This is a genomic window from Lysobacter humi (ex Lee et al. 2017), from assembly GCF_054781815.1.
In genome coordinates, this window is the sequence record NZ_BAAGTR010000008.1 from 39,324 (window position 1) to 57,983 (window position 18,660).

Genomic DNA, 18,660 nt, shown 5'->3' on the forward strand with positions numbered 1-18,660 from the left:
AGCACTCCGCGCACGATGCGACGGGTTCCGACCCGTCGCCGCGGGGTCCGGCCGATGCCGCGGGCGTCTACACGCCGTCCGCGACCGGCCCTCAGAACGAGCGCGACGCCCGCACGCCGAAGACGAAGTTGGGCGCGTCGGGTGTGAGGCCGGCCGCCGCCTGGCCGTTGAAGCTCCAGCCCGAGGGCAGCACGTAGCTCGCGCCGATGTTGAGCGTGGTGCTGTTGCTCGAGCTGCCCGGCACGCGCGCCTCGGGCTGCCCGGGCGCCTGGATGTGCGTCGCCGCCTGCATCGCCGTCGCCGCGCTGAAGCTCACCGCGGCCCGATCGTTGAGCGCGATCGCGAGCCCGCCGCTGAGCTGGAGGATGTGGCCGAGCGAGACGTCCGCGGGCGACACCGTGCCCACCACCGGCGAGATGTCGTCGAAGCCTTCGGTGCGGTGGTGCGTGTAGCCGAGATTGCCGAACAGGATCACCGGATCGTAGGTGCGCAGCACGGAGACGTTCGCGGTGGCACTCCACACGCCGGTGCCGGTCGGGAGGTCGGCCGGCACGTTGAGGTTGGTGTTGTTGGGATCGGCGGGGATGACCTTCAGGCCGAACGGCTCGCGGCCGGTCGGCGCACGCAGGCGCAGGCTGGCGACGATGTCGGGCGCGCGTGCCGACTCCTTCAGCAGCTGGTAGTACACCGCCGCGCTGACGTCGCCCAGGCCCTGCGAGCGCACGTGCACCTCGCTGAGCGTGCTGGCGGCGCCGCCCGCGCCCCCGCTCACGAAGCGCGTGTCACGGAAGACGTAGGGGATGTTCGCCTCCACGCTCAGCCGATCGGTGAGGCCGTAGCGCCCGGTGATGTCGAAGGTGCCGATCGTGGCCTTGCTCTGGTCGAGGTTGATCGTGCCGAGGAAGATCGCGTCGAGCGCCAGGAAACCGCTGAGCGTGAGCGCGCGGCGATCGTAGTAGCTGTAGGTCAGGCCGCTGTCGAGGGTGAAGCGCCGCTCGAACAGTGGCGCGTGTTCCCGCACCACGAGCGCCTTCTCCTGCTTGCGGCGCTGCTCGTCCTCCTCGCGTCGCGCCTGGCCGACCTGCACCGGCTCGTCCGCACGCGGTACCGGCGCAGTTCGCGCGACGCGGTCGACTTCGGCGGGCGTCGCCTGCGGGGCGGGTTCGCCGGCCAGACCACGACCGCGCACCTGCGCGAGCTGCAGCGCTTCGACTTCGGCCTGCAGCCGTGCGATCTCCGCGGCCTGCGCATCGAGCTTCGCGCTGAGCGCGCGCAGCAGCCCGTCCGTGTCGGACGTGGCGGCGTTGGTGGGTTCGGCGGCGAAGGCGGGCGTTGCGGCGAGCGCGCCGGCAAGCAGCCACGGCGCGAGGTGGAGCGTGGAACGGGTGGGCATGTCCTGATCCTTGGCGTGCGATCGGTCAGCGGCGCAGGCCGGAGATCGCAGCCAGCGCCTGGTGGACGCCCAGCTGCTGCATCGCGACCCCGGGCATCGCCGTGGTCATCATCTGCAGCTGCAGGCGGTTGCTCGCGGTGATGCCGTTCCCCGCGATCTGACCCATCTGCACGATGTGGCCCGACTCGCCCGGCATCACGTCCTGGCGAATGGTAGCGCCGATCGCACCCAGGCCGAGCCGGACACCGCCGTCGTCGAAGCTGATGCGCGCGCTGAGCTCGCCCGCATCGGCGGCGGCCTGCGTGAGGCCGTTGAACCCGGTCGGCGCACCCGCGTCGCCGCCGATGCGGATCAGCGCGAGGTTGCCCATGCGGTTGCCGTCACCGGCGATCTGCGTGATCTGGCCGATGCCGTGCACGTCGAGCTGCTCGCCACCGACGGCGACGTGCGTCGTCGCGGGCGCCGCTTCGCTGCCGGCGACGGCCTGGGCGCGTGCATCGAGCTGGACGTCGAAGCCGGTTGCCGTGCGCCGCACGTAGAGCGCGCCGGACGCGGTCGCGGTGCCGCCCTGCGCGTTCGCGAGCGTGGAGACGAGGTCGATGCGCACGCCGGTGAGCATGTCGGCGCCGTAGAACTTGCCGGTCAGGCCGGCGAGCGTCGCGTCGTCGACGAGCTCGACGCGGACCGGCGGCGCAGGCGCGGGCGTAGGGGGCAGGGCGGCCGCGGGCATCGCGGTCGCCGCTGCCACGAGGGCCATGAAGACGCGGGGGAGTCGATGGGTTTTCATGGTCACTCGATGCAAGACGGGGCGTCAGAACAGGTCGGCGCGGACGAGGCCGAGCTCGACGATCGGAACGGGCAGCGTGGCGCGCTCGAGCATCTCGACGCGCCGGCCGAGTGCGGCGGAGCTGCGCCCCTGCACGAGGTAGGAATCGGTGAGCGGTCGGTCGCCGACGACGGCGAGCAGGATGCCGTTCCAGCCGGCAACGAACTCCTGCTCGTTCATCACGCGATGGCCAAGTGCGGGATCGGCGACGAACACGCGTCCGGCCGATGCGCCCTTGACCAGCACGAAGTGCTTGTAGCCCTTGAGGTCGAGCAGTGCGATCACCGGCATCTGCAGGCGATACAGCGCATCGGCCTCGACGCGGAAGCCATGCGCGCGCATGCCGATGCTCTCGACATAGCGCTTCATGTCGAGCATGGAAAAGCCGTTGCGGATGATCTCGCGTGGATCCGCGCCGGTCATCATCCAGCGGATGAGGTCGGGCTCCGAGGTGGGGATCCCGTAGCCGGCACTGAGCAGGCTGGCCAGCGCGGCGGAGCCGCAGCTGAAGTCGTAGCGTTGCTGCACGAGGTCGCGGAAGCGCAGGTCGCGCAACGTGCGCACCGGCTTGTGCCCGGCGGCCGGGGTGAGCGTCGACAGGTCGACGCGGTGCTGCGCCGTCGCCGGGGACGCGACGAGCGCGGCCACGGCGACGATGCAGGCATACAGGGTGTTTCGCATGGACGTCATGTCGGCAGGGATCCCAGTGGCCGGTCGATGCCGGCCACTGTGGATCCGTCGGACGATCAGTCGGTGCCGGCGGCGATCGCCAGGCCGTTGTGCTGCAGGTTGCCCACGCCGGCCGTGATGTTCACGCCGATGTTGCCCGAAGCGCCGTTGAGCGCATTGCCGCCGAGGACGGCGAACAGATCGTGCGCCGCGAAGGTCGCGGTGCCCCACAGGTTGGAGTCGGCGATCTGGTCGGAATCGGCCGTCGCGAGCGCGTAGCGGCCCGAGCTGTTGACCGAGCCGGCCATCGCATTGCCCTGCACGTTGCCGACGCCGGCGGCGACGTTGACGCCGATGTTGCCGCTCGCGTCACGCAGCGCGTCATCTTCCATGACCGCGCTGTAGAAGCCGCCGATGAACGAGGTGCCTTCGTTGAGCAGCGACTCCTGGAAGCCGAACACCTGCGCGCTGGCGAAGACGCGGCCGCTGTCGATCGTGGCGAGCGCGGCGTCGTTGGCCTGGGCATTGCCCACGCCGGCCGAGACGTTCACACCGATGTTGCCCGACGCGCCTTCGAGCGCGCTGCCGTTGAAGTCGGCGGCCTGGTCGCCCTCGCCGTACGAATAGTTGAAGCCCGCGGCCTGGTCCTGGTCGGTGGTGGCCGAGGAGCGGCTGCTCACGCTGACGTCGCCGTCGATGTCGACGATCGCGGTGGTGATGGCGAGGTCGTCCACATAGACGACGCCGTCGATGACCGCGTCGTCGCCGTAGGCGAAGGCGGGGGCGATGAAGGCGCTGACGGCGAGGGCGAGCAGGGTGCGGTGCAGTTTCATGGGTGTTCTCTCTCTCTGGATAGGTCGACGGGTCTGCCGAACAGCCGTTCTCACGGCGTGCCCCCCGGCAGTTGGAGCACGATGGCGTTCACCGACGCATTGCCTGCGCCGGCGCTCTGGTTGAGCTGGAGGATTCCGCTGGGCGCGCGCAGTGCGCCGGCCTCGATGCGGGCTTCGCGGATCGGCGCGACGGCCGTCGCGCCGCCAGTGGCGTCGGCGGGGTCCGCGCGAGTGGCCGCGAGGGCGAGGTTGTCGATCTGCTGCGCATAGCCGGCCATGGCGGCTGGCGCGATCGCGAGGATGTTGGCCTGCGCGTTCGCCGCGCCCGCGGCTTGGTTGAGTCCGATGACGCCGCGGGGTGCGCTGAAGGCCGCGCCGGCGAACACGGCGCGCGCGTCGCGCCCGGCATCCGCCCCGTTGGCGTCGATGGATTGGCCGACCGATGCCGCCGCGCCGGCATCGGGGCCGAGCGCAATGGCGCGGACGTTCGCCTGCACGTTGCCGACGCCCGCGGCCATGTTGAGGCTCACGACGCCCTGTGCGTCCGCGCCGGCCTGGCCGTCCACAGTGCTGCGGTCGACCGAGCGCACGGCCGTCATGGCGGGCTCGTCGGCCTGTGCGACGCCCGCGGCGAGCAGCGCGAGAACGAGCAGGCGCGCCATCACCGGCCGGCTCCCGGCGCGACGACGGTGCGCTGCAGGCTCTGGCCCATGCGGTCACCGAGTCCTGCGGTCACGCGGAGCACCGCGCCGCCAACGGCGCCGCCGGCGCTTCGGGCACCGGGGCCGCCGGTCGGCGATGCGGACGGCCCATGGGCCAGGGGAACGAGGCCGCCCCGACCGAATGTCGCGGCGCCGGCGCCATTGGGCGAGACGCGCTCGCCGAGTTCGTCGTCGGCGGCCAGGCGCCCGACGATGCCGTCCATGACGCCGTGGAAGACGCGTCCGGGAAAGAGCGTCGCTTCGACGCGGACGGGGTTCGCGGTCGGCTCGAGTGCGCGGTAGGCGATCCGCGGCATCACCGTGCGTCCGACGACCAGCTGCTCGTCACGTGCCACGTCCATCGGCTCCGTCGCGACGGCGGGCGTCGTGAAGAGCAGGAGCAGGGTCAGGGCGTGGGCAGGGCGGGTGGACGGCACGTCAGGGTCCTCACGGAATACCCGACGTGGAGCCAGTTGCGTGCCAAGTTCGCAAGTGACTGAATCGTCTTGGGATTTTTCCCGGACTCGGTCAGGCGGCCGCGGGCATTCGATCGAAAACGATGCAGCGCCGATACGCGCGACAGCTCCGATTCACCAAATTCGGTGCGGCGTGACGTGGGCCCTGTCCACTCACGGGGCCTTGATAGGGCGGCGCAGCAAGGCATGCCGCTGCTCGGACTGCCGCCATCGCCAGTGGCCGCCGTGACGTTGCATGTGGGTAACAGGCCGCCCGTGCGACCATCGGCGATCCTCCACCGTGACCCGATCCATGGACCGTCAGGACGATCCCTCCCGCAACGACTTCATCGAAGTCATCGACGATGCGCTCGATGCGGCGTGGTGCCGCGACGTGGTCACACGGTTCTCGGCAAGTCGCGACATCGCGCCCGGGCGGGTCGGCAGCGGCGTGTTCCCGGACATGAAGGACAGCTCGGACCTCACCATCGCCGGGCGCCCGGAGTGGCAGGAGGTCGAGAACACGTTCAACCAGGCCGTGATCCGCGGCGTGGTGCGCTACCTGCGCCGCTATCCGCATGCCCTGGTCGCGCCGCTGATGCTCGAGCAGCAGGGCGCCGACGGAAAGCGCCACCGGCTCACCGCCGAGCGCCTGATCGCGATGGACGACAACGCGCTCGCGGCCCTGGTGATGCAGATCCTGCGGCCCGGTGCGATCAACCTGCAGCGTTACACCGCCGGACGCGGCGGCTATCCGTACTGGCACTGCGAGCTGTATCCGCGCGATGCGAACGCGGAGACGCTGCATCGCCACCTGCTGTGGACGGTCTACCTCAACGACGGCTTCGGCGAAGGCGAGACCGAGTTCCTCTACCAGGGGCGCAAGGTCGCGCCGAAAACCGGCGCGTTGCTGATCGCACCCGCCGCGTTCACGCACACGCATCGGGGCAATCGCCCGCAGGGCGGCGACAAGTTCATCGCGACGAGCTGGGTGCTGTTCCAGCGCGCGGAGACGCTGTTCGGGGCGAGGTAGCGCGCATCATTCAGCGCATCGTGCGGCGCGTGCAGGCGTTGCCCGCGCTCGACGTCGCTCGTCTCCGCTCAGCAGGCCCTGGCGGGGATGCGCCATGCGGCGTGCGTCGAGGAGATTTCCGTCGGCGTCACGTTCGCGCGCCGTCGACGCGCAGGAGGTCGGGCAGTGCGCGCCCGGGACACGCGGCGCACGACGCGGCTCAGGGCCGCGCGTGGTTCAGCACGAGCCAGTACAGGCCGACCTGCTTGACCGCCCAGACGAACTGCTCGAAGTCGACCGGCTTCTGGATGTAGCTGTTCACGCCGAGTGCGTAGGTCGCCTCGACGTCGAAGGGCTCGGTGCTGGTCGTGAGCACGACCACGGGCAGCGCGCGCGTGGCCTCGTTGCCCCGGATCGCCTGAAGCACCTCGCGGCCGTCGATCTTCGGCAGGTTGAGGTCGAGCAGCACCAGCGAGGGCAGGTCGGCCGGATCGCGGTCGGCGAAGCGGCCGCGTGCGAAGAGGTAGTCGAGCGCCTCGGCGCCGTCGCCGACGACCGCGAGCTGGTTGGCGATCTTGGCTTCGTCGAAGGCCAGGCGCGTCAGCTCGACGTCGTCCGGATTGTCCTCGACCAGCAGGATTTCCTTGTGCATGCGCTATCCCGTTGCGCCGGCGGGGGCCGGCAATTCCACGGTGAACGTGCTGCCCGCGTCGACCCTGGAGTCGGCGCGGACGTCGCCGCCGTGGCGACGCGCGATGCGCTGCGCGATCGCCAGGCCCAGCCCGTGCCCCGCGCCCTGCTCGATGCCGTGCAGGCGCTGGAACGGCTGGAAGAGCTTGTGAGCATACTGCATGTCGAATCCGCTGCCGGTGTCACGGATCACGAGTCGCAGGCGGCCGTCTTCGACGCTCCCGCGCACCTCGATGCGCGCCTGCGCGCGACCGCGCGTGAACTTCCACGCGTTCTCCAGCAGCATGCGCAGCATCTGCTTGAGCAGGCGCTCGTCCCCGCGCGCCTGCAGGCCCGGCTGCACGTCGATGGCGACCTCGCGCGCGGGCTCGGTGTCCTGCAGCTCGGCCAGCACCCATTCGGCGAGCAGGCTGAGATCGACGTCCGCCGGCTGCATCGACGCGCTCGCCGCGCGCGAGAGCTCGCCGAGCGCGGTGAGCAGCGCGGACATGCGCGTGGCGGCGGCGCGGATGCGCGAGAGGTGCATGCGTTCGGCGGCGTCGAGCTTGGCCGCGGCGCGGTCCTCGAGCAGCTTGGCGAAGCTGTCGATCGAGCGCAGCGGCGCCTTCAGGTCGTGCGCGACGGTGTCGGCGAACATCTGCAGCTGGCGCTGCTCGGCCGCGCCGTCGGGCTGCCACTGGACGAGCCGGCGGCCGCCGTCGAGCGCACGCGCATGCAGGTGGCCGTCGGCATGGCCCGGCAACGGCCACGGCCCGTACGCGTCGCCCCGTCCATCGAAGGCGGTGCCGACCGCGAGCCCGGCAAGCTGCGTGAACGCGGGATTGGCGTGCAGCACCACGTCGTCGGCGTCGAGCACGGCGGTCGCGACGGTGCAGGCGGCGACCACCGCATCGAGCACATCCGGGTGCATCGGGGAGGGATCGGGCGGCATGGGGCGTCACGCGGCGGGGGCAGCGGGAAGTGTAGTCAGACGCCGTGAGGACGCATTAGACGGAGCACACGGACACCGCGATGGACCTGCACCAGATCGAGTTCCTGCTGATCCTCGCCGGCGCGCTCTACCTGTTCGTCAGCGAGAAGCTGCGCGTCGACGTGACCGCGATGCTCACGCTGCTCGCGCTCGTGCTCACCGGCGTGCTCGATTCCAAGCAGGCGCTGTCCGGTTTCGCGAGCGAGCCGGCGATCATCGTGGCGGCCGTGTTCGTGATCTCCGGCGCGCTCGCGGCGACCGGCATCACCGAGTGCATCGGCCAGTGGATCGGCCGCGCCGCGGGTCGCACGGAGGTGCGCGCGATCGGCGTGATCATGCCGGCGGTCGCGCTGCTGTCGTCGTTCACCCACCACGTGATGGTGACCGCGATGATGCTGCCGATCACCACGCGCTTTGCCCAGGCACGCGGGCTGCCGACCTCGCGCCTGCTGATGCCGATGTCGCTCGCGGCGTCGCTCGGCACCACGCTCACGCTGGTGAGCGCGCCGGCCTTCCTGCTCGCCGCCGACCTGCTCGAGCGCACCGGCAGCGGCGAACTCGGCATCTTCTCGATCACGCCGATCGGGCTCGCCCTGGTGCTTATCGGCGTGGCCTACATGCTGCTCGCGCGTTGGCTGCTGCCCAAGCGCAGCGGGGCGACCGGCGGCGAGGACTTCCTGCAGCTCGACTGCTATCGCACCGAGCTGCTCGTGGTGGAGGGCGGCCGGTGGAGCACGCGGCCGCTCGGGGAACTCGCCCGCGTGATCGGCGATCGCTTCCGACTGCGCGGCTGGATGCGCGGCGGCCGCCTGCGCGAGGACCTCGGCGAGCACAGCCCGCTCAGCGGCGGCGACGTGCTGCTCGTGGAGACGTCGGCCGACGCGCTCGCGTCGCTGCACGACGATCCGGGCCTCGACCTCAATGCCGTGCATCGCTTCGCCGCGCACGTGGACGGCGAAGGCGAGGCGCGCTTCGTGCAGGCGCTGGTCGCGCCGGGCTCGGAGTTCATCGGCCACTCGATCCGCGAGCTCGACTTCGCACGCCGGTTCGGTTGCGTGGTCGCGAGCGTGTGGCGCCGCGGCGGGCTGCCCACCTCGCGCCTGGCCGATGCGCGCCTGCGCGAGGGCGACGTGCTGGTGCTCTACGGCCGCGACACGCGCTTCTCCGAACTCACCGCGCACCACGGCTTCCTGATGCTGATGCCGTTCGCCGGCGAGGCCAAGCGCCGCCTGCGCGCGCCGCTCGCGCTCGCGATCCTCGGCGCGACGGTGCTCGCCGCCGCCACCGAATGGCTCGCGGCGCCGCTCGCGTTCCTGTTCGGCGCGGTGCTCATGGTGGCCTCGGGCTGCGTCGACGTACGCCGGGCGTACCGCGAGATCGACGTCCGTGTGTACGTGATGATCGCCGGCGTGATCCCGCTCGGCATCGCGATGGAGTCGACCGGCACCGCGCAGCTGCTCGCGTCCGGACTGCTCGCGGTGATGTCGGACTGGTCGCCACTCGCGGTGCTGCTGGTGATGTTCACCGCCGCGGCGCTGCTGACGCAGATCCTCTCCGATGGCGCGACCACAGTGCTGCTCGCGCCAGTCGCGCTCGAAGTCGCGCAGGGGCTCTCGATGCCGGCGACGCCGTTCGTGGTCTGCACCGCGCTCGGCGCGGTCGTCGCGTTCCTGACGCCGATCGGCCACCACGGCAACCTGCTGATCCTCGGGCCCGGGCAGTACCGCTTCGGCGACTTCCTGCGCATCGGCCTGCCGCTCACCGCGGTGATCGCGTTGGTCTGCGCGTGGATGTCGCGTTGGCTGTGGCTCGGCGGGCCGCTGCTGCCGGTGTAGCGCGGCTGACATCGGCCGGTCATCACGGCGGCCGAGCATCCGGGCCTCCCCCACGCGCAGGACCGCCCGATGCACATGCCCGACCCCGCCCGTCGCGATCTCCTCAAGGCCGGTACCGCCGCGATGGCGGCCGGCGCCCTCGGCAGCCTCGGCGGCCTCTACGCGCGACAGGCCCAGGCCGTGACCGGCGGCGTGCGTACCGCGCCGACCGCCAGCCCGTACGGGCCGCTCGCACCCACCGCCGACCTCGCCACCGGCCTGCCGCTGCTGCAGCTACCGCGCGGCTTCCGCTACCGCTCGTTCGGCTGGACGGGCGACATGATGGCCGACGGCCAGCCCTGCCCCGGCCGGCACGACGGCATGGCCGTGATGCGGGTGCCGGGGTCCATGGGGGCCGCGCGCGGCCGTGGGCGTGGCCCGTCGATCGTGCTCGTGCGCAACCACGAGATCGGCGCCGGTACGCCGTTCAACGCCCCGGCGATGTACGACACCGGCGACCTCGGTGGCGGCCAGCGCGCGGCCGGCGGCACCACCAACCTGATCTGGCGCGACGGCGCCTTCGTCGGGATGCTGCCGAGCCTCGGCGGCACGCTGGTCAACTGCGCCGGCGGGCCGACGCCGTGGGGCACGTGGCTCACGTGCGAGGAGATCAAGACGAATGCGGTGTCCTCCACGGGTCGCCGCCATGGCTACGTCTTCGAGGTGCATCCCGATCCGCGCCGCACCAGCGCGCGTCCGCTGATCGGCCTCGGGCGTTTCAGCCACGAGGCCGTGGCCATCGATCCGCGCACCGGCGCGGTCTATCTCACCGAGGACGATCGCAACAAGGCGGGCCTGTACCGCTTCGTGCCGAACGATCGCGCCGGCCGCTACGGCTCGCTCGAGAACGGCGGCCGCCTGCAGGCCGCGCGCGTGCGCGGCCGCCCGAACGCCGACCTCACCGTCGCGCAGGTCGGCGACGAGGTGCAGCTCGAATGGATCGACGTGCGCGATCCCGACCTCGACGGGATCACTGCGCCCGCGGGCTTTCCCGACATCGGCGCCGGCGAGACGCTGAGCGGCCCGTTCGCCCAGGGCTGGGCCGACGGCGCGCTGCGCATGGCGCGCGGCGAGGGCATCTGGCATGCCAACGGGAAGATGTTCATCGTCGACACCGCTACCGGCGTCGACGCGCGCGGCCGCAAGGGTCGCGGCAATGGCGCGGTCTGGGTGCTGGATCTGGCCACGCAGCGCATGCGCGCGCTGTTCGTGAGCGGTGACCAGTTGGCCGCGCACAATCCCGACAACGTCACAGTGAGCCCGCGCGGCGGCGTGGTGCTGTGCGAGGACGGCGGCGAGAGCCCCGACGCCTACGGCCCCGGCGCGCGCCTGATCGGCCTGACGCGCCAGGGCGAGTCGTTCTACCTCGCCAAGAACAACGTGGTGCTCGAGCCCGCCGACCTCGCGCGCGCCGGCAAGCGCGTCGAGGCCGGCGACCACCGCGACAGCGAGTTCTGCGGCGCCTGCTGGGATCCGGCCGGCCGCACGCTGTTCGTCAACCTGCAGACGCCGGGCATCACGGTGGCGATCGAAGGGCCGTGGCACGACGGGCCGCTCTGACCTCGAGTGGAAGCGGGCCAGGGACGGCCCGGGCTGCGCCGCCGCGTCGGCGCCGCCGGCTCAGAAGAGCACGCCCTGCGGCGAGGCCCTGCGCGGCGCCACGAAGCGGCTCCCGTCGAGCGGGGGGAAGCGCCCGTAGCCGAGCCGCGCGCGGGCCTTGCGGAAGCGCTGCCCGATCAGCTGCGCGAAGACGCCGGTGCCGGTCATCCGCGTGCCGAAGTCGCTCTGGTAGTCGCGTCCGCCGCGCATCTGCTGCACCAGGCTCATCACGTGCGCGGCGCGGTCCGGGTAGTGGAGCTCGAGCCATTCGCGCCAGACGTCCTTGAGCTCGTTGGGCAGGCGCAGCAGCGTGTAGCCCGCTTCGCGTGCGCCGGCCTCGAACGCGGCCTCGAGGATGCGCTCCATCTCCATGTCGGTGATCTGCGGGATCACCGGCGCGACCATCACGCCCACCGGCACGCCGGCCTGCGACAGCGTGCGCATCGCGCGCAGCTTCGCATGCGGTGCCGACGCGCGCGGCTCGAGCTTCGACGCCAGGCGGTTGTCGAGCGTGGTCACCGAGAAGTGCACGCTCACGAGGTTCCCGCGGGCCATGTCCGCGAGCAGGTCGACGTCGCGCTCGATCAGCGCGCTCTTGGTGACGAAGCTCACCGGGTGCTTCGTCTCGGCGAAGAGCTCCAGCACCGCGCGGGTGATGCCGTAGCGGCGCTCGATCGGCTGGTAAGCGTCGGTGTTGATGCCCAGCGCGGTGTCCTGCGGCACGTAGCCGGGCTTCGCGAGCTCCTCGCGCAGGCGCTCGACCGCGTTCGTCTTGGCGAAGAGCTTCGTCTCGAAGTCGAGGCCCGGCGAGAGGTCGAGATACGCGTGCGTGGGCCGCGCGAAGCAGTAGACGCAGCCGTGCTCGCAACCGCGATACGGATTGAGCGACTGCGAGAAGCCCACGTCGGGCGACGTGTTGCGTGTGAGGATCGAGCGCGCGCGCTCCTCGGTGACGGTGGTGGCCGGCTTCGGCGTTTCGGCGAGGTCGGCGTAGACCGAGCCCCAGCCGTCGTCGACCCCTTCGACGCTCGTCGCGTCGAAGCGCGAGGCCACCTTCGAGGCGGCCCCGCGGCCCTTGATGGGCGCGGTGGGCTTGCGGGCATCGGTCATGCGCGGATTGTCCGGCGCGCCTGTCTCAGCCGCCGTGACCGCGGCCCGCGTGCGGTGACCGGCCGATGACGGGACCGCACGACCGCCGGCCGTATCATCGCGCGCTCCTGCCGCTTCCCTCGCCCCGATGCCACTTCGCCTGCCGGTTGCCCTGTGCTGCGGACGCCGCGAATGCCGCGGTGCGGGTGCGATGCGGATGCGACGTCCGTCGCGTTGGACAGGACCGCCGTGCATCGGGGCGGACGCGCCCACCTGGCCAGACTTCCGGGCCGCCGCCGCGGACCCGCACGTCGCATGAGCGCCGCGCCGCCCGGCACCGGGCCGCTGCTGCGCGCCTTCGACGCGCTCTGCGACAGCGTGCACGCGAACCCCGTGCTCTGGGGCTGGCTGGTCGCCGGCTGGTTCGTCTACGTGCTCGGCCTCGGCCTGTGGATCGTGCTGCAGAAGCGCGAGCCGGCGGCGACGCTCGCCTGGCTGATCGGCCTTGCCGCGCTGCCCTACTTCGGCTTCGTCGTCTATTACGTGTTCGGCCCGCAGCGCATCCGCCGCCAGCGCCTGCGTCGCGGCCGCTCGCGCGAGCGCATGCCCGCCGCGCCCGACGCCGGTCCCGAGGCCGATCCGGCCGAGCTCGCACGCCTCGGCCAGGCGACGACGCGCCTGCCCGCGTCGACCGCGACCGACGTGCGCCTGCTGGTCGACGGGGCCGCCAAGTACGCCGCCCTGCTCGAGGCGATCGCGAGCGCGCGCGAGCACGTGCACGTCGAGTACTACATCTTCGAGCCCGACCACAGCGGCGCCGCGATCCGCGATGCGCTGGCCGAGCGCGCGCGTGCCGGCGTCAAGGTGCGGCTGCTGCTCGACGCGGTCGGCTCGGCGAAGCTGCGCAGGCGCTTCCTCGCGCCGCTCATCGAGGCCGGCGGCGAAGTCGCCTGGTTCCATCCGATGCGCCTGCCGTGGAGGCGCCCGTGGCTCAACCTGCGCTCGCACCGCAAGATCGTGATCGTCGACGGCGCGGTGGGCTTCACCGGCGGCATCAACATCACCGACGAGCAGGACGAGTCGCGTCGCAGCGATGCCTACCACGACCTGCACCTGCGGCTCGAAGGCGATGTCGTCGGGCTGCTGCAGGTGGTCTTCCTCGAGGACTGGGTCTACGCCACGGGCCAGCGCGCGCCCAGCCTGACCCGCCCGGCGTGCGCGCCCGGGCCTGTGCATGCGCAGGTGCTGGTCTCGGGCCCGGATTCGCCGTGGGAGGCGATCCACCGCCTGCACGTCTCGGCGATCCATGCCGCCAAGCGCCGCGTCTGGCTCGCGACGCCGTATTTCGTTCCCGGCGAGGCCGCGATGATGGCGCTCACCTCCGCCGCGCTTGCGGGCCTCGACGTGCGCCTGCTGGTGCCGAAGGTGGCGGACTCGCGACTGGTCACGTTCGCCACGCGCTCCTACTTCGACGAGCTGCTTGCCGCCGGCGTGCGCATCCACGAGTACGGCCCGCGGCTGATGCACAGCAAGGCCCTGCTCTGCGACGACGACGTCGCGATCATCGGCAGCGCGAACTTCGACCACCGCAGCTTCCGCCTGAACTTCGAGATCTCGCTGCTGTTCCACGACGCCGGCATCGCGCGCGAGCTCGAGGCGGTCCTGCAGCGCGACTTCCAGGCCCCGCGCGTGCGTCCGGACCGCCGCCGCGCGCTGCTGACCGCGCGCCTGCCGGAAGCGCTCGCCCGCCTGCTCGCGCCGCTGCTTTAGGGGCCGCGGCCGACGCGCCCGCATGAAGCGCCCTCCTGCGGCACCAGCGAATGGCGCCGTGGGGCCGGGCGACGCGGACCGGCGGTCGCCACGGGCGACGGGACGGCGCGCGCGCCGCGGCGGCGCGGCTACACTGCGGCCGTCATCCCTGCTTCGGGCGGCCATCATGTCCTGGCTCTACCTCCTGCTCGCCATCGCTGCGGCCGCGGTCGCATTCCAGACCTCCTCCACCCTGCTGATGGCGGTGATGCTGCTGCTCGCGCTGGTGCTGGTGATCGCCTGGCTGATGACCGCTCTCGCGCAGCGCATCGAGAGCCGCAGCGGCAACGAGGCGATGATGGTCGACCCGGCGGAGCTGCGTCGCCTGCAGGAGCAGGCCGAGGCGCGCCGCGCCGCGGCCGCCGCCGCGTCCGTCCCACCGCAGGACGCCGCCGCGCCCTGAGGCGCTTTGCGCCGCTGCGCCCCTGCGCCACACTGCGCGCGGGGCGGCCCCGGTCGGGGCCACGACGGTGGGGTACATGGAGCTGGACACGACACTCGAGCGCGGCAAGCGCGACCTCTTCCTGCGCGCCGGTGCAGGTCTGGGCCTGCCGGCGGCAGGCCTGGTGTACTGGCTCGTGCTCGGCGCGGCCGGCTACGTGGTTCCGCCGAAAACCTGGGGCCTGATCGCCTGCGTCGGCTCGGGCCTGATCTTCCCGCTGGGCATCCTGCTCGGTCGGCTGCTCGGCTCCGACGTGCTGGTGAAGGGGCCCCTGGCCGCACTGGCGCCGCGCGCGGTGCTCGCGATCAACCTGCTCTGGCCGCTGCACATCGCGCTCTACTTCGGCGCCATCGAGGTCCTGCCGTTGTCGCTCGCGATCGGCATGGGCCTGCACTGGCCGATCATCGGCTGGATGTATGGCAGCGCGGCCTGCGCACGCCATGCGCTGGTCCGCGTGCCGCTGGTGAGCGCGATCTGGTTCCTGCTGCCCGCGCAGCGCTACACGCTGCTGGCCTTTGCCGTCGCGGCGGTCTACCTCCTCTCGATCCTGCAGATGCGCCGCGAGCTCGCCGACGCGCGTCGCACGCCCGCCGGGCCCGCGCTCGCCGCGGGCTGACACGCACGAGCTGTCGCACGGCGCAGGGGCGACGCACAATGCGGGCTTCGAGCGAGGAGCCCGCATGGCCGCCGACATCGTCCCGACGCGGTTGAGCGTCAACGTCAACAAGATCGCGGTGCTGCGCAATTCGCGCGGGGGCGCCGAGCCCGATGTGGTGCGCGCGGCACGCACGTGCCTGGATGCCGGCGCGCATGGCATCACCGTGCACCCGCGCCCCGACGCACGCCACATCACGGAGGCCGACGTCCATGCACTCGCGGCGGTGACGCGCGAGTACGGCGTCGAGTTCAACCTCGAAGGCAATCCGTTCGCGCCGCCACGCGCGGGGTATCCGGGCTTCTTCGCATTGTGCGAGGCAGTGCGCCCGGCGCAGGCGACGCTGGTGCCCGACGACGACGGCCAGATCACCTCCGACCACGGCTTCGACTTCCGCGGCGATACGGCGGAACTCGCGGCGCATGTCGCGAGGCTCCGGGCGCTGGGCTGCCGCGTGAGCCTGTTCGTCGATGCGGACGATGCCGCGGCCTCGCTCGATGCGGCGAGCGGGGTCGAGCGCGCGGCGGGCGTCGGCGCGGACCGCGTCGAGCTCTACACCGGGCCGTACGCCGCGGCGTTTGCCGCGGGCGCGGACCCGGCGGCGGCGGCGTCCTTCGCACGCGTCGCCACGCGGGCCGGCGCAGCGGGGCTCGGCGTCAATGCCGGCCACGACCTGAGCCAGGCGAATCTCGATGCGTTCCTGCGCGCGGTGCCGGGGGTGGAGGAAGTCTCGATCGGCCATGCGCTGATCTCCGAGGCGCTCTACGCGGGCTTGGCGGCCACGGTGCGTGCGTATGTGCGCATCGTCGAGAGCGTGGCGAACCGGTAGCGGGGGCAACGCCGACACGCGTCCCGCGCGGTGGCCGACCCGAGATCGGCTCGATCCGCCGAGCGGCGAGGCCCGCGAGCAAGGCGCCTCTGCGTCGGCGAGGTCGTGCGTGATCCGGTTTCCGCGACGACCCGATCAGGCGCGCGGGCGGTGGATCGCACCGCGAGTGCCACAAGTCAAGTCAACGCGCATGGACGTGCGTGCATGCATTTGGCGCGCATGCGGCGACGGCAAGGCGAGCCCGATCCACGGCGACGTTGCGGGCGCGCGCAGCCATAAAAAAACGCCGCCCGGAGGCGGCGTTTTCAACAAGGTAAGCGTGGAGCGTAGTTCTATTTCTTGGAATTACTCAGCGGCCTGAACGAAGCCGATCTTGTCCATCTGCGCGTTCTTCGCATACGCGAGGACCTTCGCCAGGACCTCGTACTGCGCGTCGCTATTGACGTCGATCTCCAGCCGCGGCTGGTTGGTCGGATCGCGCTGGACCGTCTGCGTCATCACGTTCTGGAGCTGGTTCAGCGGGGTCGCCGAATTGTCCCAGTAGACGACGCCGTTCTGGTCGATGCGCAGCGACACCGGCGGCGGCGGCTCTTTGTCGTTGACCGGCGGATTGAGCGACTTCTGCGGCAGGTTGATATCGATCGGATATGACAGCGTCGGCGCGGTCACCATGAAGATGATCAGCAGCACCAGCATGACGTCGACGAGCGGCGTCACGTTGATGTCGGCCATCGGCGACCCACCGCCCGAACCAGTTGCGAATGCCATGGCGGTGTCTCCTCAGCGTTCCTTGGTGGCGACGAAGCCGACCTTGCGCATGCCCTGGGCCTGCGCGATGTTCACCACTTCCCGGAGGACCTGGTAACGGGTCGTCTTGTCGCCGCGCACGTTGATCTGCGGCTGCGGCTGCCGTTGCGCGAGTACCGCGAACTCACTCTCCAGACGCGCCTTCGTCACCGGCTCGTCGTTGAGGTAGATCGAGCCGTTCTCCTGGACCGCGACCGTCACCGGCGGCACCGGCGGTGCATCGCCGGTGTGGTCGTCGAGGGTGGCCTGCGGCAGCTCCACCTTCACCTTGTGGGACATGAGAGGCGCCGTGATCATGAAGATGATCAGCAGCACCAGCATCACGTCCACGAGGGGGGTGACGTTGATCTCGGCCATCGGGCCGCCGCTGTCGCCTGAACTGAAGGCCATTTGCGGTACTCCGGACTAGTGTCGTTCGAGGATCAGCGCTTGGCCGGCTGCTGGACTTCGCCGACGCGGGCGCCGGTCGCGAAGAAGTCGTGCAGGTCGTGCGCGAACGTGTCGAACTTGTTGTTGGTCACGCGGTTCAGGCGCACGAAGAAGTTGTACGCGAGCACCGCCGGGATGGCGACGAACAGGCCGAGGGCGGTCATGATCAGCGCCTCGCCGACGGGGCCGGCGACCGCGTCGATCGACGCTTGGCCGGATGCACCGATGCTGATCAGCGCGCCGTAGATGCCCCAGACGGTGCCGAGCAGGCCGACGAACGGCGCGGTCGAACCGACGGTGGCGAGAACGGTGAGGCCGGCCTCGAGGCGCGACGACTCACGGGTCACGGCCTGACGCAGGGCGCGGTCGACGAACTCCGAGCGGTTCAGCGACTCGACGAGGCGCGAGCCCTCGTGGCGCTGGTGGTGGGCGGCGGCCTGGGCGGCGTCGAGCGCGATCTTGGAGAACGGCTCCGAACGCGGCTGCTCTTCCATGTAGCGGATCGCGTCCTGCGCGTTCGGGGTTTCCCAGAACGTGCTGATCACGCGGTCGCTGGTGGAGCGCAGGCGCATGTTCTTGATGAAGTTCATGACGATCCAGTAGATCGACAGGACCGACATCAGGGTGAGGGTGAGCAGCACGACCCACGAGACGACGAACTTGCCGGGATCGCCCGTCATCTCCTGCAGGAGATGCAGCGGACCCATGTTTGCGAGGGCGTTCGACGGGTTGCTGCCGGTGGCGGCGGCTTGGAGGAGGGTTTCCAGCAACATGACGCTTACCTTTGTTGAGTAGTTGGAAGGTGGTGCAAAGAGACAGCGGAAAAGCGTGGCCGGATCAGCCTTCAAGCTTCCAGTCGACGTTCACGACGGCCGTACCGGGATCCCCCGGGCAGACCTTCCAGCGGCGGACCTGGCTGACCGCCGCGCGGTCGAGATCGCGGTTGCCGGCGCTGCGGCGAACGCTGGCGTCGGTGATCGTGCCGTCGCCGGTCCACGTGACCTGCACGACGGTGGTGCCCTCGGCACCCTCGCGCAGCGCGGCCGCGGGGTAGCTGAGCGGAGCACGACCGCAGACGCTGGCTTGGCCGCCCACGATGTTGGACGCCTTCGGTGGCGCCGGTGCGGCGGCCGGCGGGGCCGGCGGGGCCGGCGGCGGAGCCGGCACGTCGACCGGGCTCGGATCGTCGACCACGACCGGCGGATCTTCCGGCGGCGGCGGCTGCGGCGTGGGCTGCACGATGACCTGCTTGGGCGGCGTCATCAGCAGCTTCGGCGGATCCTTCGGCGGCGGCGGCGGCGGCGGGGGCGGCGGCGGCGGCTTGATCAGGTTGACGACGGTGACCTGCTCTTCTTCGACCTGGGTCTTGGGCGCGGTCGCCGGAACCAGCAGAAGGAGCAGCGCCGCAACGTGCACAGCGATCGCGGTCGAGATACCCGCAATACGGGCCCAGTTCAGGCCTTCATCATCTCGATTGGCGTGAGAGTGGTATTGCGTCATGCGCCATTGCTCAGGAGGGAGTTCCGGACGCCATGGCGCCGCGGGCGGTATGCAGCCCCGTGGTCTTCACGACCACGG

20 protein-coding genes are annotated in these 18,660 nt (G+C 71.2%); 7 read left to right on the forward strand and 13 right to left on the reverse strand.

From position 1 onward, the window contains the following. Positions 1-91: 91 nt before the first annotated feature. From ACYVJJ_RS06555 to ACYVJJ_RS06580, 6 genes are read right to left on the reverse strand one after another with little or no spacing between them, the layout of a single operon-like run. Positions 92-1,393 carry a transporter gene (locus ACYVJJ_RS06555; RefSeq protein WP_460832131.1) on the reverse strand — a complete coding sequence of 434 codons (1,302 nt, stop codon included), beginning with the start codon at positions 1,391-1,393 and terminating at the stop codon, positions 92-94. 25 nt (positions 1,394-1,418) lie between these two features. Next, the gene (locus tag ACYVJJ_RS06560; RefSeq protein ID WP_460832132.1) at positions 1,419-2,180 is read right to left on the reverse strand and encodes a hypothetical protein; all 762 of its coding nucleotides are present in this window, start codon (positions 2,178-2,180) and stop codon (positions 1,419-1,421) included. A 24-nt stretch (positions 2,181-2,204) separates the two neighbouring features. Further along, complete coding sequence (locus ACYVJJ_RS06565) at positions 2,205-2,909, reverse strand: C39 family peptidase (protein WP_460832134.1); 705 nt, start codon at positions 2,907-2,909, stop codon at positions 2,205-2,207. Positions 2,910-2,965: 56 nt separating this feature from the next. After that, positions 2,966-3,721, reverse strand: a complete 756-nt coding sequence (locus ACYVJJ_RS06570; RefSeq protein ID WP_460832136.1) for a hypothetical protein — start codon at positions 3,719-3,721, stop codon at positions 2,966-2,968. 50 nt (positions 3,722-3,771) lie between these two features. After that, entirely contained in the window at positions 3,772-4,383 is a 612-nt protein-coding gene (locus ACYVJJ_RS06575) for a hypothetical protein (protein ID WP_460832138.1), read from the reverse strand. Continuing rightward, a complete protein-coding gene (locus tag ACYVJJ_RS06580) occupies positions 4,383-4,859 on the reverse strand; it encodes a hypothetical protein (RefSeq protein ID WP_460832139.1) in 477 nt (158 codons plus the stop codon). Before ACYVJJ_RS06580 ends, ACYVJJ_RS06575 begins: the two co-directional genes overlap by 1 nt. Positions 4,860-5,190: 331 nt before the next feature. Between ACYVJJ_RS06580 and ACYVJJ_RS06585 the strand changes: the two genes are divergently transcribed. Continuing rightward, on the forward strand, positions 5,191-5,910 hold the full coding sequence (locus ACYVJJ_RS06585; protein ID WP_460832140.1) for a 2OG-Fe(II) oxygenase: 720 nt from the start codon (positions 5,191-5,193) through the stop codon (positions 5,908-5,910). A gap of 199 nt (positions 5,911-6,109) precedes the next feature. On the opposite strand, the gene ACYVJJ_RS06590 is transcribed toward ACYVJJ_RS06585, so the two are convergent. Both ACYVJJ_RS06590 and ACYVJJ_RS06595 read right to left on the reverse strand, forming a co-directional pair. Further along, the gene (locus ACYVJJ_RS06590) at positions 6,110-6,541 is read right to left on the reverse strand and encodes a response regulator (RefSeq protein WP_460832142.1); all 432 of its coding nucleotides are present in this window, start codon (positions 6,539-6,541) and stop codon (positions 6,110-6,112) included. Between the two features lie 3 nt (positions 6,542-6,544). Beyond that, positions 6,545-7,489 (reverse strand): sensor histidine kinase, encoded by a 945-nt coding sequence (locus ACYVJJ_RS06595; RefSeq protein WP_460832143.1) that lies wholly within the window; start codon positions 7,487-7,489, stop codon positions 6,545-6,547. A gap of 101 nt (positions 7,490-7,590) precedes the next feature. Here ACYVJJ_RS06595 and ACYVJJ_RS06600 point away from each other — a divergent pair, with 101 nt between their 5' ends. Beyond that, positions 7,591-9,384: an SLC13 family permease gene (locus tag ACYVJJ_RS06600; protein ID WP_460832145.1), complete on the forward strand. Its 1,794-nt coding sequence runs from the start codon at positions 7,591-7,593 to the stop codon at positions 9,382-9,384. A 69-nt stretch (positions 9,385-9,453) separates the two neighbouring features. Further along, entirely contained in the window at positions 9,454-10,983 is a 1,530-nt protein-coding gene (locus ACYVJJ_RS06605; RefSeq protein ID WP_460832147.1) for an alkaline phosphatase PhoX, read from the forward strand. Between the two features lie 60 nt (positions 10,984-11,043). On the opposite strand, the gene ACYVJJ_RS06610 is transcribed toward ACYVJJ_RS06605, so the two are convergent. After that, positions 11,044-12,132 carry a PA0069 family radical SAM protein gene (locus ACYVJJ_RS06610; RefSeq protein WP_460832150.1) on the reverse strand — a complete coding sequence of 363 codons (1,089 nt, stop codon included), beginning with the start codon at positions 12,130-12,132 and terminating at the stop codon, positions 11,044-11,046. A 294-nt stretch (positions 12,133-12,426) separates the two neighbouring features. On the opposite strand from ACYVJJ_RS06610, the gene cls reads away from it, so the two are divergent. The 4 genes from cls to ACYVJJ_RS06630 all read left to right on the forward strand — a co-directional run bounded on the left by cls (position 12,427) and on the right by ACYVJJ_RS06630 (position 15,846). After that, positions 12,427-13,881, forward strand: a complete 1,455-nt coding sequence (cls, locus tag ACYVJJ_RS06615; protein ID WP_460832152.1) for a cardiolipin synthase — start codon at positions 12,427-12,429, stop codon at positions 13,879-13,881. Positions 13,882-14,047: 166 nt separating this feature from the next. Continuing rightward, positions 14,048-14,323 (forward strand): hypothetical protein, encoded by a 276-nt coding sequence (locus tag ACYVJJ_RS06620; protein WP_460832153.1) that lies wholly within the window; start codon positions 14,048-14,050, stop codon positions 14,321-14,323. A gap of 76 nt (positions 14,324-14,399) precedes the next feature. After that, complete coding sequence (locus tag ACYVJJ_RS06625; protein WP_460832155.1) at positions 14,400-14,978, forward strand: DUF7010 family protein; 579 nt, start codon at positions 14,400-14,402, stop codon at positions 14,976-14,978. 64 nt (positions 14,979-15,042) lie between these two features. Then, positions 15,043-15,846 carry a pyridoxine 5'-phosphate synthase gene (locus ACYVJJ_RS06630; RefSeq protein ID WP_460832156.1) on the forward strand — a complete coding sequence of 268 codons (804 nt, stop codon included), beginning with the start codon at positions 15,043-15,045 and terminating at the stop codon, positions 15,844-15,846. Positions 15,847-16,191: 345 nt separating this feature from the next. On the opposite strand, the gene ACYVJJ_RS06635 is transcribed toward ACYVJJ_RS06630, so the two are convergent. The 4 genes from ACYVJJ_RS06635 to ACYVJJ_RS06650 all read right to left on the reverse strand — a co-directional run bounded on the left by ACYVJJ_RS06635 (position 16,192) and on the right by ACYVJJ_RS06650 (position 18,582). Then, a complete protein-coding gene (locus ACYVJJ_RS06635; RefSeq protein ID WP_460832158.1) occupies positions 16,192-16,614 on the reverse strand; it encodes an ExbD/TolR family protein in 423 nt (140 codons plus the stop codon). A gap of 12 nt (positions 16,615-16,626) precedes the next feature. Continuing rightward, a complete protein-coding gene (locus tag ACYVJJ_RS06640) occupies positions 16,627-17,043 on the reverse strand; it encodes an ExbD/TolR family protein (protein WP_460832160.1) in 417 nt (138 codons plus the stop codon). Positions 17,044-17,075: 32 nt separating this feature from the next. Continuing rightward, on the reverse strand, positions 17,076-17,855 hold the full coding sequence (locus ACYVJJ_RS06645; RefSeq protein ID WP_460832161.1) for a MotA/TolQ/ExbB proton channel family protein: 780 nt from the start codon (positions 17,853-17,855) through the stop codon (positions 17,076-17,078). Positions 17,856-17,919: 64 nt separating this feature from the next. After that, positions 17,920-18,582, reverse strand: coding sequence for an energy transducer TonB (locus ACYVJJ_RS06650; RefSeq protein ID WP_460832163.1), 663 nt, complete (start codon positions 18,580-18,582; stop codon positions 17,920-17,922). Between the last annotated feature and the right edge of the window lie 78 nt (positions 18,583-18,660).